15 protein-coding genes are annotated in these 13,815 nt (G+C 37.7%); 10 read left to right on the forward strand and 5 right to left on the reverse strand.

Going from position 1 to position 13,815, the window contains the following annotated elements; genetic code table 11:
* The first annotated feature begins 7 nt into the window (after positions 1-7).
* The 4 genes from AB3I20_RS11855 to AB3I20_RS11870 all read left to right on the forward strand — a co-directional run bounded on the left by AB3I20_RS11855 (position 8) and on the right by AB3I20_RS11870 (position 3,797).
* Positions 8-607 (forward strand): hypothetical protein, encoded by a 600-nt coding sequence (locus AB3I20_RS11855; protein ID WP_067482515.1) that lies wholly within the window; start codon positions 8-10, stop codon positions 605-607.
* Between the two features lie 160 nt (positions 608-767).
* Positions 768-1,127: a hypothetical protein gene (locus tag AB3I20_RS11860; protein WP_067482513.1), complete on the forward strand. Its 360-nt coding sequence runs from the start codon at positions 768-770 to the stop codon at positions 1,125-1,127.
* 637 nt (positions 1,128-1,764) lie between these two features.
* The gene (locus AB3I20_RS11865; RefSeq protein ID WP_368027405.1) at positions 1,765-2,382 is read left to right on the forward strand and encodes an SIS domain-containing protein; all 618 of its coding nucleotides are present in this window, start codon (positions 1,765-1,767) and stop codon (positions 2,380-2,382) included.
* A gap of 455 nt (positions 2,383-2,837) precedes the next feature.
* On the forward strand, positions 2,838-3,797 hold the full coding sequence (locus AB3I20_RS11870) for an LCP family protein (RefSeq protein WP_285603218.1): 960 nt from the start codon (positions 2,838-2,840) through the stop codon (positions 3,795-3,797).
* A 156-nt stretch (positions 3,798-3,953) separates the two neighbouring features.
* Here the strand turns inward: AB3I20_RS11870 and AB3I20_RS11875 are convergent, their stop codons facing one another.
* Together AB3I20_RS11875 and AB3I20_RS11880 are read right to left on the reverse strand one after the other, a co-directional pair.
* Positions 3,954-4,124: a hypothetical protein gene (locus tag AB3I20_RS11875; protein WP_157495844.1), complete on the reverse strand. Its 171-nt coding sequence runs from the start codon at positions 4,122-4,124 to the stop codon at positions 3,954-3,956.
* A 118-nt stretch (positions 4,125-4,242) separates the two neighbouring features.
* A complete protein-coding gene (locus AB3I20_RS11880; protein ID WP_285603217.1) occupies positions 4,243-4,974 on the reverse strand; it encodes a hypothetical protein in 732 nt (243 codons plus the stop codon).
* A gap of 164 nt (positions 4,975-5,138) precedes the next feature.
* Between AB3I20_RS11880 and AB3I20_RS11885 the strand changes: the two genes are divergently transcribed.
* The 6 genes from AB3I20_RS11885 to AB3I20_RS11910 all read left to right on the forward strand — a co-directional run bounded on the left by AB3I20_RS11885 (position 5,139) and on the right by AB3I20_RS11910 (position 10,019).
* Positions 5,139-5,663 (forward strand): hypothetical protein, encoded by a 525-nt coding sequence (locus AB3I20_RS11885; protein WP_067482507.1) that lies wholly within the window; start codon positions 5,139-5,141, stop codon positions 5,661-5,663.
* Between the two features lie 113 nt (positions 5,664-5,776).
* The gene (locus tag AB3I20_RS11890) at positions 5,777-5,989 is read left to right on the forward strand and encodes a hypothetical protein (RefSeq protein WP_067482505.1); all 213 of its coding nucleotides are present in this window, start codon (positions 5,777-5,779) and stop codon (positions 5,987-5,989) included.
* Positions 5,990-6,002: 13 nt separating this feature from the next.
* Positions 6,003-6,215: a DUF2922 domain-containing protein gene (locus AB3I20_RS11895; RefSeq protein WP_067482503.1), complete on the forward strand. Its 213-nt coding sequence runs from the start codon at positions 6,003-6,005 to the stop codon at positions 6,213-6,215.
* Positions 6,216-6,694: 479 nt separating this feature from the next.
* Entirely contained in the window at positions 6,695-8,434 is a 1,740-nt protein-coding gene (gene yfcC / locus AB3I20_RS11900) for a putative basic amino acid antiporter YfcC (protein ID WP_071868881.1), read from the forward strand.
* Positions 8,435-8,511: 77 nt separating this feature from the next.
* Positions 8,512-9,696, forward strand: a complete 1,185-nt coding sequence (iadA, locus tag AB3I20_RS11905; protein WP_270608273.1) for a beta-aspartyl-peptidase — start codon at positions 8,512-8,514, stop codon at positions 9,694-9,696.
* Between the two features lie 104 nt (positions 9,697-9,800).
* Complete coding sequence (locus AB3I20_RS11910; protein ID WP_067482497.1) at positions 9,801-10,019, forward strand: CsbD family protein; 219 nt, start codon at positions 9,801-9,803, stop codon at positions 10,017-10,019.
* 82 nt (positions 10,020-10,101) lie between these two features.
* On the opposite strand, the gene AB3I20_RS11915 is transcribed toward AB3I20_RS11910, so the two are convergent.
* From AB3I20_RS11915 to AB3I20_RS11925, 3 genes are all read right to left on the reverse strand, one after another.
* The gene (locus AB3I20_RS11915; protein WP_071868882.1) at positions 10,102-11,088 is read right to left on the reverse strand and encodes a DUF1002 domain-containing protein; all 987 of its coding nucleotides are present in this window, start codon (positions 11,086-11,088) and stop codon (positions 10,102-10,104) included.
* A gap of 368 nt (positions 11,089-11,456) precedes the next feature.
* The gene (locus tag AB3I20_RS11920) at positions 11,457-12,134 is read right to left on the reverse strand and encodes an ABC transporter ATP-binding protein (protein ID WP_067482493.1); all 678 of its coding nucleotides are present in this window, start codon (positions 12,132-12,134) and stop codon (positions 11,457-11,459) included.
* Positions 12,135-12,147: 13 nt separating this feature from the next.
* Positions 12,148-13,665: an ABC transporter permease gene (locus AB3I20_RS11925; RefSeq protein ID WP_067482491.1), complete on the reverse strand. Its 1,518-nt coding sequence runs from the start codon at positions 13,663-13,665 to the stop codon at positions 12,148-12,150.
* Between the last annotated feature and the right edge of the window lie 150 nt (positions 13,666-13,815).

The following is a 13,815-nucleotide window of genomic DNA, read 5'->3' on the forward strand; positions in this document are numbered from 1 at the left end:
GCTGACGTTGTACAAGCCGATTGTGATGAATAAACAAGACAAAGCTTTGAAAAAAGTTGCCCGAATGCAGTTACTTGAACTCTTGAATGAAAATCCTGAGTGGTATCATTCTCAAAAAGTAGCACCTAAAAAAATAAAACAGTTAGCCACACTTTTAGTAGAGAATCAGAAAATAACGAATCGTGTTCCCAAAAAAGAAACAGTAATCAATCCTCGCTATTTTTTATTACTTCATTTTTTGGGTTTTACCAATAAAGAGGTACAAGAAATCTTATTTCCAACGAAACAAAGTTATTTGCTGTGGAAAGAGGACTATGGGTATGACAAATTAAAGAGTACTGCCATTGTGAAAAAGAAACAGTTGTTGATCCAGACGCTGGCAGATCAGTGGCATGTATATGAGCTCGCAGAACATTCAGTGCAAACAGTTAACGATTTTTGGCGAGAACAAAAGGCATTAGTTGAAGCTGGACATAAAGCTGTGGATGGATTGAGTGTACAAGAAATTAATGAGATTTTAGGTTTTTATGAAGTGTTGGACGGTATTACTGATTTTTCTCGAATTCAAAAACAGCTAGTACTAGAAAAAAAGAATCGTTTTGTCTAAGGAAGTGCACGAATCTGTGCTTAAAAGAAGCTTTAATTTTTGCTTAAATGTACAAAAATAGAACGATATTAAAGAAGAAACGTTAACAATTTTTTTGAATTAGTAGTAAACTAGTGAAGAGTTTTTGTCGAACGGAATTTAAATAGAAGGTGTGAAGTTCATGGAGAAACTAATAGCAATCGCTCAATCATTATTAGATGGACTGAAGTGGTTACTGGAAGGAAGCAATTGGCTGATTTTATTACCTTTCTTTTGTGTCAGTTTTTATATCATGTTTCAGATGGTCAGACGCAAAGAAAAAGGATTGATTTTCGTATGGTATTTAGCAACGATTGCACTTGGTAGCTTAATGTTGCAAATAGCAGTTAACATCGAAGTGGCGCTGATCTTTGCAGCCGTTTTGATTAGTTTATATGTAGTAGTTTGTATCCCTTATCTGGGGCATCGAATGCATTTGATCAAAAAAGGAAAGCATGCGGCTCCGTATCGCTCAGTGAAAGAAGAAAAAGAGGTTGGATGAGTAGTCTATTCCAAAAGTTAGATGTTTGATCTAACTTTTGGGTGTACTATGTTGACTCCAGCCTCTTTTTTAGTCATTTTGTAGGTGAGTGTATGTGAATGAAATTTATTTAATTAAATTTTGACTGCTTGTTATTTGAAAAAGTGTTATGATAAAGGCTTTGTAACGGCTGGTAAGCTAGTAAAAACAGTATATAATAACAAGATTATAATTATGAAAAGATAACGTACTCTTGTTTTTTTAAGATTCACCTCTTGCACTCAGCAAATAGTTTCCTTACAATGGTGACAGATAGAAACAGCTGAATAAAAAAAAGGCTCCCTACTTCTTAGTTGGCGCTAAGAAGCAGGGAATGACTTGTCAGTACGCGCTGACCAATCATTTTGCCATAGTCAATGCAGTGCATCGACCTTTTTTATTGTACCTAATCTAAGGTGAAATTTCTACCCCTATGTAGATTTTTGTGAAGGTTGCACGCTTGTTTATTTGCTATGTCAAGGTATTGGGCTAGACGCTCAATACCTTTTTTTGTTGGGGAAAAATAACGACAAGTAAAAATAAGGCGACAATCACTAATTTGTTGTTTTCCTTTTAGTGGGCAGCTGTTTCTATTGATTTTGATTCGTGGGGGAGACTAATGAGTTTACGTTATTTTGATTATTATCAGCAGTTGGAAGAAAAACTACGAGTAGAAGAACAATTAATGATTCAAGCAGGAACTTGGATTGCTCAACGGGTAGCTGTAGGGGGACGGTTACAGATTTTTGCTAGTCGAACGTTGGGTGGCGTTGCTTTTGAATTTTGGGAACAGCTTCCAGAGCTTATTCCTGGAAAGTTGATCAAAAATCCAGCTAATGGTATTTATGAGAGGTTAGAGGGAACCGGACAAGCGATTATTGAACAGGTAGATGCCCAGCCGCAAGACATTTTTTTATTGTTGTCAAATGAAGGGCGTAACCCAGCTATTATTGAACTTGCACAGTGGATCAAGGAACATGAATATCCATTAATCATCGTGAGGGGTTTTGATTTATCCAGAAGTATAAAATCACAGCACAGCAGTGGCTTACGGTTATTTGAGATTGCAGATTTGGTTTTAGATAATCATGCAAAATTGCATGATACAGTGCTGACTTTACCTGAGTTAGATCCAGCAATTTGTGGAACAGCCTCCGTTTCTAGCATGCTTTTACTTCAGCAGATGCTCTATTTCATTGCTCAGTTTTTACTTCAAAAAGAGACATATTCAGATTAAGGGATTGTCAGTCAAAGAGTTTTCCACAGTAATTAGTGTGGAAAATGGGCAAAAATTCTGTGTTCCACAGCGAGAGAAACAGTTTTACGAAAAGAAAACGATTTTCTAAGGTGTAAATCCGTGACAAGTAATGAATAGTTAGTTATTTTTAGTGGTTAAATAGCTTAAATAATAATGTTTTTATTATATATCCAGTTATTTATTTTGGTGTTTCACAAAAAAGTGTGGATAACAGTCGACCAAATGATTGATGTGGATGAATGGCTGATTGAATAAAAGAATAATCCACAAAAAGTTAAGTCCTTCTTATAGACTTTAAAGCAAACCTTTAATTGTTTGAAATCTCATTGAAAAGTTAGAATCATTTTGGTATCGTTATCTAAGAAAGTGAAGCGAGATCAACTTGTTATCTTAATAACTGTTGAGAAAAAATTAAAGGATAAGTGGGAAAAAAGATGAGAAGAGCTGAGAAAAAACGAATGGGCACGGGACGAAAAGTTTTTTTATGGATTTTAAGTATTTTGTTGATTATCATTGCGGGGATTGCCGTGTACGCAGGGAAAATTTATTTTGATGTGAAGTCAACAGCGGATAAGACTTATGAAACAGTTGATCGAATTACTGAATCAAAACGAGATAAAAAAATTGATTATGACGCAGGTGATCCATTCTCAATTTTACTATTAGGTGTGGATACGGGAGACTTTGGTCGAACGGATCAAGGCCGTTCGGATTCAATTATGGTTGCAACGGTCAATCCACAGAAGAAGACCACGACTTTAGTAAGTATTCCTCGTGATACCTACACGGAAATCGTTGGGCATGGGACAAGTGATAAAATCAACCATGCATATGCGTTTGGTGGGATGGCAATGTCTATTGCGACAGTTGAGAACATGTTAGATATTCCAATTGATCATTATGCGGAAATCAACATGAAAGGAATGCAAGACTTGGTTGATGCAGTTGGTGGCGTTGATGTAAATAATAAATTGACGTTTAGTTATGATGGAACTGATTTTCCAATTGGTAAACAAAACTTGAATGGCGCAGATGCTGTGAAATATGCACGGATGCGTTACGATGATCCAAAAGGCGATTACGGCCGTCAAGATCGTCAACGTCAGGTGATTTCTGGGATCATCAACAAAGTGAAATCAGTCGATACATTGACAAACTATACAAACTTGCTGGAAGCTTTGGGCAATAATGCAACGACAGATGTTTCTTGGGATACGATTAAAGTGTTAGCGACAAATTATCGTGATGCCTTTTCAACAATTCATTCAGAACAGTTAGCTGGAGATTCATTTACTGGCGATGGCACAACTGGAGAAAATGGCATTTCTTATCAACGAGCAAGCAGTGAAGAATTGGCTCGAATCCAAAAAGAATTAAAAGAACAATTGAAATAGAATAAATAAAAAAGAATTATTAACGAAAAACTCAGAGCAACCTTTTCACTGGTTGCTCTGAGTTTTTTTAGCGATAAGCTGGGGAAGATAAAAAAATAAGGGTCGGCTGAAAGGTTCTTTCCTTTTGTCCAATCCTTATTTTTGTTTGCTGTTAGATTAGATGAGTCCAAAAAATAAAGCGAAAGCAGCCAAGCAAAATGCTTTTGCAAAAGACATGATTTTTCGTGGGTCCCGAACGATCGTTTTGGCATCAACAAATGCTTCGGAACTTAAAATATAAGAACTCACAATAATCAATAAAATAGCAATTAGTAATAGTACTAACATAACTCTCACTCCTTCAAGTTCTCAGCAGTAGTATAGCATGCTGACCTAGAAGTTGCGAGTTATTTACAATTTCTTAAATAAATTTATAACAAAATGGGTAAACGATTTAACATGATTACTATTCAAAATCTTGTTGTCCTTCCTGAAAAATGATTTGTTGATATTGGCGAAAAAAAGTGCCACGACGATAATGTTGCTGATGTGTCAAAACCTGTTGGAAGGAACGGACTACCCAGTTTGATTTTGGAAAGAATGGGAAAAATGTTGGACTATTGATTGGCGTGAAGTCTGTGTAGATCATCAAATGACAAGAAAACGCGAGGCGAATTCTTTTTGTTAAGTTTCGCTTCTTGATTGGAGAAAGAAAACGGAGCTGATTCGTTAACTGAATCGTTGTTTGAAAAGCTTGTTCTTCAATCAGCTGAATTTGTAATGGGTTAAACCAAATGGTGGTTACTTTTTTTGCAGATTCTAATGGTAGCAAACTTTGAGTACGAATCGCTGCTGGTAATTTGTAGTGGTTAACGGAAAGAAGTGTGCGCATCGTTTTGAGATACCAGCTTAATTTTAGCTGGTGATGGCTGTCTAGTAGATAAGTAATGATTTCTTGTGCAGAGCTTGCCACCAACATGCATTCATGCTGAAAAACTATCCAGCAACGCTTGAGGTTTGTGGTTGTGTCTGGAAGCAGTGCATAAATTTCGATATCTAAAGGAATTTGGTATAAAAAATAAAGTTGTTCTGATTTGGAAAAAGATTCTTTTCTTTCAATAGAAGAAACAAATGCCGATTCACAATAAATAGTTGTTAAATCATTGATGGTATAACGATTTTTGCAGGATATAATCATAAACTACCTCCAAGAATAATGTCATAATTCCTCGTGTAGCTACAGTTTAGCATATGGGGATAGGACAATTTGTGACGAGTAAAAGCTCTTTTTATTTTTTACAGTGAATTCATTTTTTCTTAAGCTGTGGGTACCGGCCGGAAAAATGGAAAAGGTAGAAAAAGATGGAGCAAAAAGAGTTAGAAGATCTATGTCAGAAATACGAAAAGCTGTATCACAAGGTGGTAATGAAATGTGGGATTTATCAAAACAATCAGGAATACGAGGAGTATGTTCAATTAGCGCGGATTGCTTTCTTTGAAGTGGTACGGGAATTTGCAACGCAAAAAAGTTTTGAAGCGGCTTATCCGATAGGTTATTTATTTCAAAAAATTGTCTGGAAAATAAAAGCACATCAACGAAAATTATGGCGCCAGCAAGAAATTTTAGTAGCAGCGAATGAGGAAAAAGAGCAACAGTTAATAAGTGGACTTTCTACTGGATCATCTGATTCTTCGTATGAATTCGCAGATCAAAGACTGGCAATGTGTTTTCTTTGGCACAAACTATCAGTAAAAGAAAAACGATTTTTGGAGTATCGCTTAGAAAAAGCTCGAAGTAGTCACTATCCTGCGCCAGCAAGTAGACAAACATTAGCCAATTGGCGAAAAAAACTAAAAAAACGGTGGCAGGATGAAAAAATCAACTAAAATTTTGACATTGTTCATTCTGAACGCGTTACTAGTGGTGTGAGTAAACGAATGATGAATGAACCGGTGCAGACGTTGTTCAAACTACTTACGAATCAAGAAGGGAGAAACTGATGGAGAAAAAATTAGAAAGTACCAAATTAACAATTTATTTTACAAATTTGGAAACAGAGGAAGAATATCGTCAAACGATTGGGTCGATCATTCCTAATCCAGAAGATGAAAAGGTGTTGGCTTTAGGAGATATTTTTCAATTATTGACGCCAAAAGAAGTAAAATTCGCTTCTGTGTTGAAAACGGAAGCAACGAGTTATCGAAAGAGTTAAGGGAGAAGAGAAAATGAAAAAACTACAGTTGATCTTTTCAGATAGTGAAGGGAAAAATCAAAGAATCAACCCCGTAATTGCGTCCCATTCATTGACAGCGGAGGAGGTTCAGGAAATGATGCGTCGCTTAAGTGAATTGAATCTTTCAGTCAAGGAAGGTGTGACGCTTTATGCGTATCCATTAGGTGCGAAGTATATTGAAACAACTGAAACGGTCTTGTTTTAACCAAAAATAAAAAGGAAAAGAGAGAAGAAAGAATTGGCAACAATTCTTTCTTCTCTCTTTATACACGTTGATGAAAGAGTCTTCCCCAAAACTCTTTACACCATGATTATAATACATTTGTTATCAATTATGCAACGAAGTTTACCTTTTGTAATAAAAAAGTTTACAGATCAAGGTTTTACAGATAATGCATGTTATTTTTTCTGGTTATTAAAAAGAAATGTTAAGATTATTCGTTTGTTTTTAATGAAACAGTATGATAAATCCGTGGGAATTTTGGTTTAAATTTGCTTGGTGACGAAAAAATTCTAATGAATTGGTTGCTTAATACAATGAAGTCAATGGTTTGTGTTGTATTATTCACTTATTATTTTCTAATAAATTATTCATGTGAGTGAAGAAGTTTTCCTGTATAATCTTTTTGATTATCCATTTTTTATTCATCACAATATCATTGTGAACAGAAAGGAAGAAACTACTTGAAGAAAAATCCTTCTTCGGAAAAAAACAAGCGAGACCTCACCAAGTTAACGACACCACATACGTATGTCATTATTTTTGGTGTAGTAATCTTTGCTTGGATCTTAACGTTTTTGGTACCAGCTGGTCGATTTAGCACACAGGAGATCGAATACCAAGACGCAAACGGAGAAACAAGTACACGAACAGTACTTCGTCAAGACTCTTTCCGTTATGCTTATGCACTTGATAAAGGGTATGTCTTCGATCAATTAGAAAAATTACAAGATAATCCAGCGGAACGTGAGAAATTGGATGTTCCAGAAGCCGGATTAGAAGATGTACTTGCTGCTGGCGAAAAACAGTTAACACAAGAAAAATTAGATGAGATTGCTTTAACAGATGAAGTACTTTATGACGAGTACGGAGATAATATTTATGACACGTCGAAAAAACTACACAAAACAGCAAGAGTTTGGGGAACGGACGATTTTGGTGGATTTGGCTTCCTGAATTTTGTGTTTGAAGGGTTAGTTTCCGGTGATAAATATGGTTCTGCAGTCGGAATTGCGGCACTGATCTTGGTTGTTGGTGGTGCTTTTGGGATTATCATGCGAACGGGTGCAATCGATGCAGGAATTTATGCCATTATCAGTAAAACAAAAGGACTTGAACGTTTAGCCTTACCGCTATTATTCTTTGCTTTTTCTTTTGGGGGCGCGACGTTTGGAATGGCAGAAGAAGTTATTCCGTTTTCAATGGTCATGGTACCGTTCGTCATTGCGCTGGGGTATGACTCGATTGTCGCAGTGACGGTCACCTACGTTGCTTCGCAGATTGGGAATGCAACATCTTGGATGAGTCCATTTAGTGTTGCAGTTGCGCAAGGGATTGCTGGGATTCCAGTATTGTCTGGGGCAACTTTCCGTTTGATTATGTGGGTGATCGTAACGGGGTTATCAGCTGTTTACTTAATGATTTATGCGGAACGAATTCGTAAAAATCCAGCTAGTTCTGTGACCTATAAATCAGATGCTTACTTCCGTGATCATCTTGAAAAAACAACAGACGAGAAAAAAGCTTTCACACTTGGTCATAAATTGATCTTAGCTGAAATGTTGATCGTTTTAGTTTGGATCATTTGGGGAGTAACACAAAAAGGATATTATATCCCAGAAATTGCTTCACAATTCTTTGTCATGGGATTAGCTGCAGGGATCATTGCAGTAATCTTTAATCTGAATGATATGAAGATTAATGATGTTGCTTCTTCTTTCCAATCAGGTGCAGCTGATTTAGCTGGAACAGCGATTGTTGTTGGTATGGCAAAAGGAATTTTACTCGTATTGGGTGGTTCAGATGCTTCGGTTCCTTCCGCATTGAATACGATACTGCACAGTATTGGAACAGTCTTAACTGGTGTACCTGCTGTGATTGGTGCATGGGCAATGTACCTGTTCCAAAGCTTGTTCAATTTAGTGGTCACATCAAACTCTGGTCAAGCAGCGTTAACAATGCCAATCATGGCACCACTTGCTGATTTGGTTGGTGTTTCAAGACAAGTTGCTGTCTTAGCTTACCAGCTTGGTTCTGGATTTATGGATGCCTTCACGCCAGTTTCGGCTAGTTTGATTGGTGTGCTAGGTGTTGCTCGAATCGAGTGGGCCAAATGGGCGAAGTTCCAAATCAAAATGCAAGGCTTCTTATTTATTTTGGGAACAATTTTTATTATGATTGCGATTGCAATTGGGTTACAATAAAAAATAAAATGAAGGGATGGACAGGTCAGCTAGCTGAGCTTCGTTCATCCTTTTTTTAAAAGAAATGGAGGAAAATCATGAAAATTATTCGACAGGCACAAGTTTATGCACCAGATTATTTAGGCGTAATGGATGTTTTACTTTCAGGAAATGAAATCATTGCCATGGAAGAACAATTGACTGGTGATTTTGCAGAAGTTGAGCTAGAAGAAATTGATGGTCAAGGGAAAATCTTGACTCCAGGTTTTATTGATGGTCACTTTCATATTTTAGGTGGTGGCGGTGAAGGTGGTTTTCAAAATCGGACGCCGGAAGTAACTCTTAGTCAGTTAACTAGTGCTGGCGTGACGACAGTCGTTGGATGTTTGGGAACTGATGGTCAAGGACGTGATATGACTGCGTTGATTAGTAAAGCACGCGGACTGGAAACAGAGGGAATCACGACGTATGTTTATGAAGGTTCGTATCGTTTGCCAGTCAAAACGATAACAGATTCATTGATCAAAGATTTTCTAGTAGTTGATAAAGTAATTGGAATTGGAGAAATTGCGGTTTCTGATCACCGTTCTTCCCAACCAACATTTGAAGAATTTTCTCGAGCAGTTGCAGATGCACGCGTTGGCGGTATGTTGTCTGGCAAAGCAGGAATCACCAACGTCCACTTAGGTGGTGGTTCAAGAAAACTGGAATTGTTGACACGTGTTGTGGAAGAAACTGAAATTCCAATTACACAATTTTGGCCAACGCATGCGAATCGAACAGCAGATTTATTTGAAGCTTGTTTAGCGTTTGCTAAGCAAGGGGGAACGATTGATTTTACCGCAAGTGAAGATCCTGATTTTTGGGAAAAAACCGATGGTGAAATTCGGTTTAGTCAAGCTTTAAAGCGAGTGATTGAAGAAGGTGTTTCTCTAGATAACTTTACGATGACTTCGGATGGTCAAGGAAGCTTACCTTACTTTGATGAAAATAATCATTTCTTAGGAATGGGTATTGGAAGTGCCCGCGCATTATTGGTTGGAATCAAAGAAGCAGTCGAGAAAGAGAATATTCCGTTGGAAATCGCACTAAGAGCAATCACTTCTAATCCGGCACGTGTGCTGAAGCTAGCTAAAAAAGGACAAATCAAAGTCGGAAATGATGCTGATTTATGTTTACTTGATGCAGACACACTGGCAATTGATACAGTGATCGCCAAGGGAAAAGTAATGGTTCAAGAAAAAGAAGTCAAGGTGTGGGGAACATTTGAACAACTTCGTTAATGAAAAAATAATGGACTGAGGTGTTCTATTTGTCTGAATAATTGGTTGATGTTACTCTATAAATAGAACAAACATTAATCATTATTTATCAAGGAGGAAGCATCATGGCAGATTTAAAAGGACGTTCAGAAGACTTGAAGGACAAAGTAGTCGGTGAAGGTAAAGAAGCTTATGGTAAAGCAACTGGTGATAAATCAAAAGAGGTTGAAGGTAAAGCACAATCTTTAGGTGCAGATATCAAAGAAAAAGTTCGTGACCTTGGTGACGATATCAAAGAAGGCTTTGAAGATGTCAAAGATAAGCTTTCAAAAAAAGATAAATAGGTCATTACTTTTGATACCTTAGACTAAAAAATAAAGGATGGAGCAAAACGTCATTTCGTTTTGTTCCATCCTTTTGTTTTTATTATTCAAACATGCTTGTAATTGAGTCCCACAGGCCACTGAAAAAGTTTTTGATTTGTGCCCAGAGTCCTTTAGATTTCTCTTCAATTTGTTTTTTAGTTTCAGTTAAGTCTAGTTCATTCACGAAGTCTTCAAAAATATTTTTGTCTTTCATATCGCTCATGAGTGAAGTTAATTCACTGACTTGATCTGTCGTTAGAATGTCTGCAAGTCCGTGATCCTTTAAAGCTGTTTCGACAGTTTGCTGAATTTCCTCTTTGGTTAGTTGCTGGCCGTCTTTGGTTTTAGTTGCTAATTCTGCTTTGGCTTGTTCTTGTGCTGCATTCAAGGCCTCATCAGAGTAGCCTTCTTTGTCCTTGTTTTCTTCGGTGATTGAAGAAAGAACATTCATCTCATCTTGCGCAACTTCTACGCGGTCTTTGTTGATGATTCCGCCAGACTCTTCGACGATTTTGTAGACACCGGCTAGTGCACCAGAACCGTCGATTGGAACAGCAGAGGCAATCGTTAGCTGAGCATCCGTGATTCCAGCTGTCAAAGCAGCATTTTGATATTGTGCTGCGGTAATTTTGGTAATATTTTCGGGTGTGGCAATGTCAACGTTGATTCCTTTTCCATCTGCCAAGGTTTGCATACGAACTGAACTGTAGACTGCCCATTCTTGATTAAAGCCACCATCAGGAATATAGTTCATTAGATCAGTTCCGTTGGTTGTGTAAATTGGTGTTTCACCTTTGATTCCTAATTTATTTAAGGTATAGTCTTGTTGCTCTTTTGTTAATGCGTTGCCAAGTGCAACAGCATTGATTTGAATTTTTTCTGATTGGCTGCTAGATTGACTCGTTTCTTGATTTGTTGTTGAAGTAGTCGCAACGGTTTCACTTGTTGTTGTGTCTTGAGCAAAAGCTAACGGTGTACTTAAAAGGACCTGACCTGTGATTAAAGTTGTGGCAAGCAGTGTCCATGTTTTTGGTTTAGTTTTTTTCATGTTGACCTCCAAAAGTTGTTAAAAATGAATTGAATAAGTAATTCAATGATTTCACTTAGTTTACTACAAGGTGCTTGAGAAAACTTGGGACTAGAGGCGGATTTAGGGAAATTTAAAAAAAGGTTGTGGCTCAAAACGCTTAGCTCCGACAAGATAGCAAGCACTCAAAATAGATTTTCATATTTTGCAGTGCTTGCAAGCTATATCAAGGAGTTGTTTTGGGAACACCGTGGGTAGAGGTTGTGGCGCAAAGCGATTAGCTTCAAGCAATAAGAAAGTTTTTCAAAAATAGCTTTTCATGTTTTGGGAACATCGTCTATTCAAAAAAAGGCTGCGACAATACGTTTGTCACAGCTTTTTTGGTTTCATTATTCGTGATCAAAAGAGAGCATTTTACGAGTGAATTCTTTGTTTTTTAACTCATAAACTTCATCACATTTTTTGGCGACTTCTAATTCATGAGTAACAAGGATGATGCAACGATTTTGTTCATGTGCGATTTCTTGGAACAACTGAACGATTTCTTGAGACGTTGTTTCATCCAGATTTCCAGTGGGTTCATCAGCGACAATCAACTGATGATCACAACAGATTGCGCGAACGATAGCTACTCGCTGCTGTTGTCCACCAGAGAGTAATGTTACTTTTTTTTGAGCCATTTGTTCATCAATGCCAACTCGTGCTAAGTGTTCAAGTGCGATTTGGCGCCGATTTTTTTGTTTTGTTTGAGAAATTTCCATGGCTGCCACAACGTTATCGACTGCAGAAAGGTAAGGAAGCAAGTTGTACGCTTGGAAAATAATCGAAACGTCATTTTTACGATAATTTCGCAGACCAATTTTTGCTAAGGGCCGATCTTCATAATACACTGTGCCTTCTTTAGGATTGTCTAAACCAGAAATCAATGAAAGAAACGTTGTTTTTCCGGAACCACTCGCCCCTAAAATTGCATACATTTTGCCTGTTTCAAAAGTTAAAGCCACAGCTTGATAAAGTGCATCTGCTGGATTTTGATACCAAAATCCTAAGTTTTCTGTTCGTAACATGTGTGTACCTCCTTTAATTCAATAAAATTTTTCGTGGATTCAAACGCAAGATTCCGATCGAAGCTAAGCAAACGGAAAGTAAGCTGATTCCTAAAGCAACTAAGGCAAGGAAACCGATTTGCGTTGGCGTTACATTGATAGAAAGTTCGCTGACTTCATCGGAAACAGCGAATGGATTACTGTTGCTACCAGGTGCACCCATTTGCCCACCGCGTCCACCAGGATTTTCGCCGTCTGGTCGCTGAGATTTTGCATCATTGGTTTGTGTGTTTTGATCAGAGTTTGTTTGTTGCTCTAGCAGTTGTTGCCCAACCACATTGGCAACTACGTTTCCGCTAACTGCTGCCACACCTAGGGCTAAAATCATACATAAAGCTACTTCAGTGAATAATTGTAAAATGATTTTGATTCGAGATTCGCCTAATGAAAGTAAGACACCAAGTTCATGACGACGTTCACGGATGGTGATCATGATGATCAAAGTCAAGATAATAATGCCGGCAACAGCAACTAATAAGACCACATTTTTGGAAAAACTTGCGACATTGTTCAAAGGTTCTAACATTGATTGGTAAGCCGCATCATTTGATTGCAAGCTGAAAGTATCTGTATCAATTAGTTTTTTTGCTTTTGCTAAAAAATCATCCATGTTTTCTGGGTCGGCTAGCGTATAGACAGCAGAATCAATTGTATTGTCTTCGGCTGTGCCATTTAATTCATTGGCTAATGTGTAAGAAGTATACAAAGTATTTGAGGGATTCATCATACTGAATTGCATGCCCATACTATTACTGCTTGCACTAGATTCATAGATTCCTTTTACGGTCAGTTCATAAGTCGTTTCTTCGTCCTCAGAACTAGTAATCGTAAATGTATCACCAACAGCTAAATCATTGGCAGTTGCTAATGTTTGTTCAATCAAAACCTGATTCGTATCTTTATCGCTTTCATCAATTCCTTCACCATCAGTAATCGTGGCTGTTCCACTTGAAAAAGTACTGTTTTGTGCGGAAGTTAAAACACCAGTGACTTGAAAGTCGGCTTGTGTCATTTGACCACCACCAGGCATGTCGCCTCCCATTGGCTGATTTGCATCGGTTGATTCTGCAGAACTATCTGTTGAATCAGAACTTGAAATGGCTGTGATCCCATCACTTGCTAATGCAGAAGCGGAACTTTCAAAAGAGTAGCTCTTAACATCTGTTAAATCAGCAATTTTTTGCGCATCTTCTAATGAAACAGGTGTTAATGAAAAGCTTCCCGGGTCAATTCTTTCTTGGGCTGTCCCATCTGAATCTGTTTCGCTAGTTGCTGTTTCAGCTGGTTTTTGGAAACTTGCCTCGCGATTAGCACTTAGTGTGACGGTTGCTCCGACTTCTTTTTGTGCTTCGCTAGCGGCTTGTTCTGCTGCACTGCGAATGGTTAGACCCGCGAGAACAAAGACTAGAATAGCTGTAAAAACGGCGAATAAGAGGAGCGAACGCCCCCATTTCACCTTGGTACTTTTTAGTGCGCGTTTGATAAAATTCATTGTTTTCAATCCCTCCTATAGTGTTGCATTGCCAAATTGTAAAAGGTCTAACTTAAATGAACCTTAATGACGAAGAAAGAAAATCAAAGGAAATCAATCGGAATAAAAACAAGCTATAGTTATAGCTCAAAATGTGCTAAAATGTAACAA

Source organism: Enterococcus sp. C50, assembly GCF_040887505.1.
Taxonomy (GTDB): Bacteria; Bacillota; Bacilli; order Lactobacillales; family Enterococcaceae; genus Enterococcus_B; species Enterococcus_B thailandicus.

Bases quoted from the DNA above. Each gene is read 5' to 3' on its own strand.
- AB3I20_RS11860 (WP_067482513.1), top strand. From the start codon at position 768: ATGGAGAAACTAATAGCAATCGCTCAATCATTATTAGATGGACTGAAG.
- AB3I20_RS11865 (WP_368027405.1), top strand. From the start codon at position 1,765: ATGAGTTTACGTTATTTTGATTATTATCAGCAGTTGGAAGAAAAACTA.
- AB3I20_RS11870 (WP_285603218.1), top strand. From the start codon at position 2,838: ATGAGAAGAGCTGAGAAAAAACGAATGGGCACGGGACGAAAAGTTTTT.
- AB3I20_RS11875 (WP_157495844.1), bottom strand. From the start codon at position 4,124: ATGTTAGTACTATTACTAATTGCTATTTTATTGATTATTGTGAGTTCT.
- AB3I20_RS11880 (WP_285603217.1), bottom strand. From the start codon at position 4,974: ATGATTATATCCTGCAAAAATCGTTATACCATCAATGATTTAACAACT.
- AB3I20_RS11885 (WP_067482507.1), top strand. From the start codon at position 5,139: ATGGAGCAAAAAGAGTTAGAAGATCTATGTCAGAAATACGAAAAGCTG.
- AB3I20_RS11890 (WP_067482505.1), top strand. From the start codon at position 5,777: ATGGAGAAAAAATTAGAAAGTACCAAATTAACAATTTATTTTACAAAT.
- AB3I20_RS11895 (WP_067482503.1), top strand. From the start codon at position 6,003: ATGAAAAAACTACAGTTGATCTTTTCAGATAGTGAAGGGAAAAATCAA.
- iadA (WP_270608273.1), top strand. From the start codon at position 8,512: ATGAAAATTATTCGACAGGCACAAGTTTATGCACCAGATTATTTAGGC.
- AB3I20_RS11910 (WP_067482497.1), top strand. From the start codon at position 9,801: ATGGCAGATTTAAAAGGACGTTCAGAAGACTTGAAGGACAAAGTAGTC.
- AB3I20_RS11915 (WP_071868882.1), bottom strand. From the start codon at position 11,088: ATGAAAAAAACTAAACCAAAAACATGGACACTGCTTGCCACAACTTTA.
- AB3I20_RS11920 (WP_067482493.1), bottom strand. From the start codon at position 12,134: ATGTTACGAACAGAAAACTTAGGATTTTGGTATCAAAATCCAGCAGAT.
- AB3I20_RS11925 (WP_067482491.1), bottom strand. From the start codon at position 13,665: ATGAATTTTATCAAACGCGCACTAAAAAGTACCAAGGTGAAATGGGGG.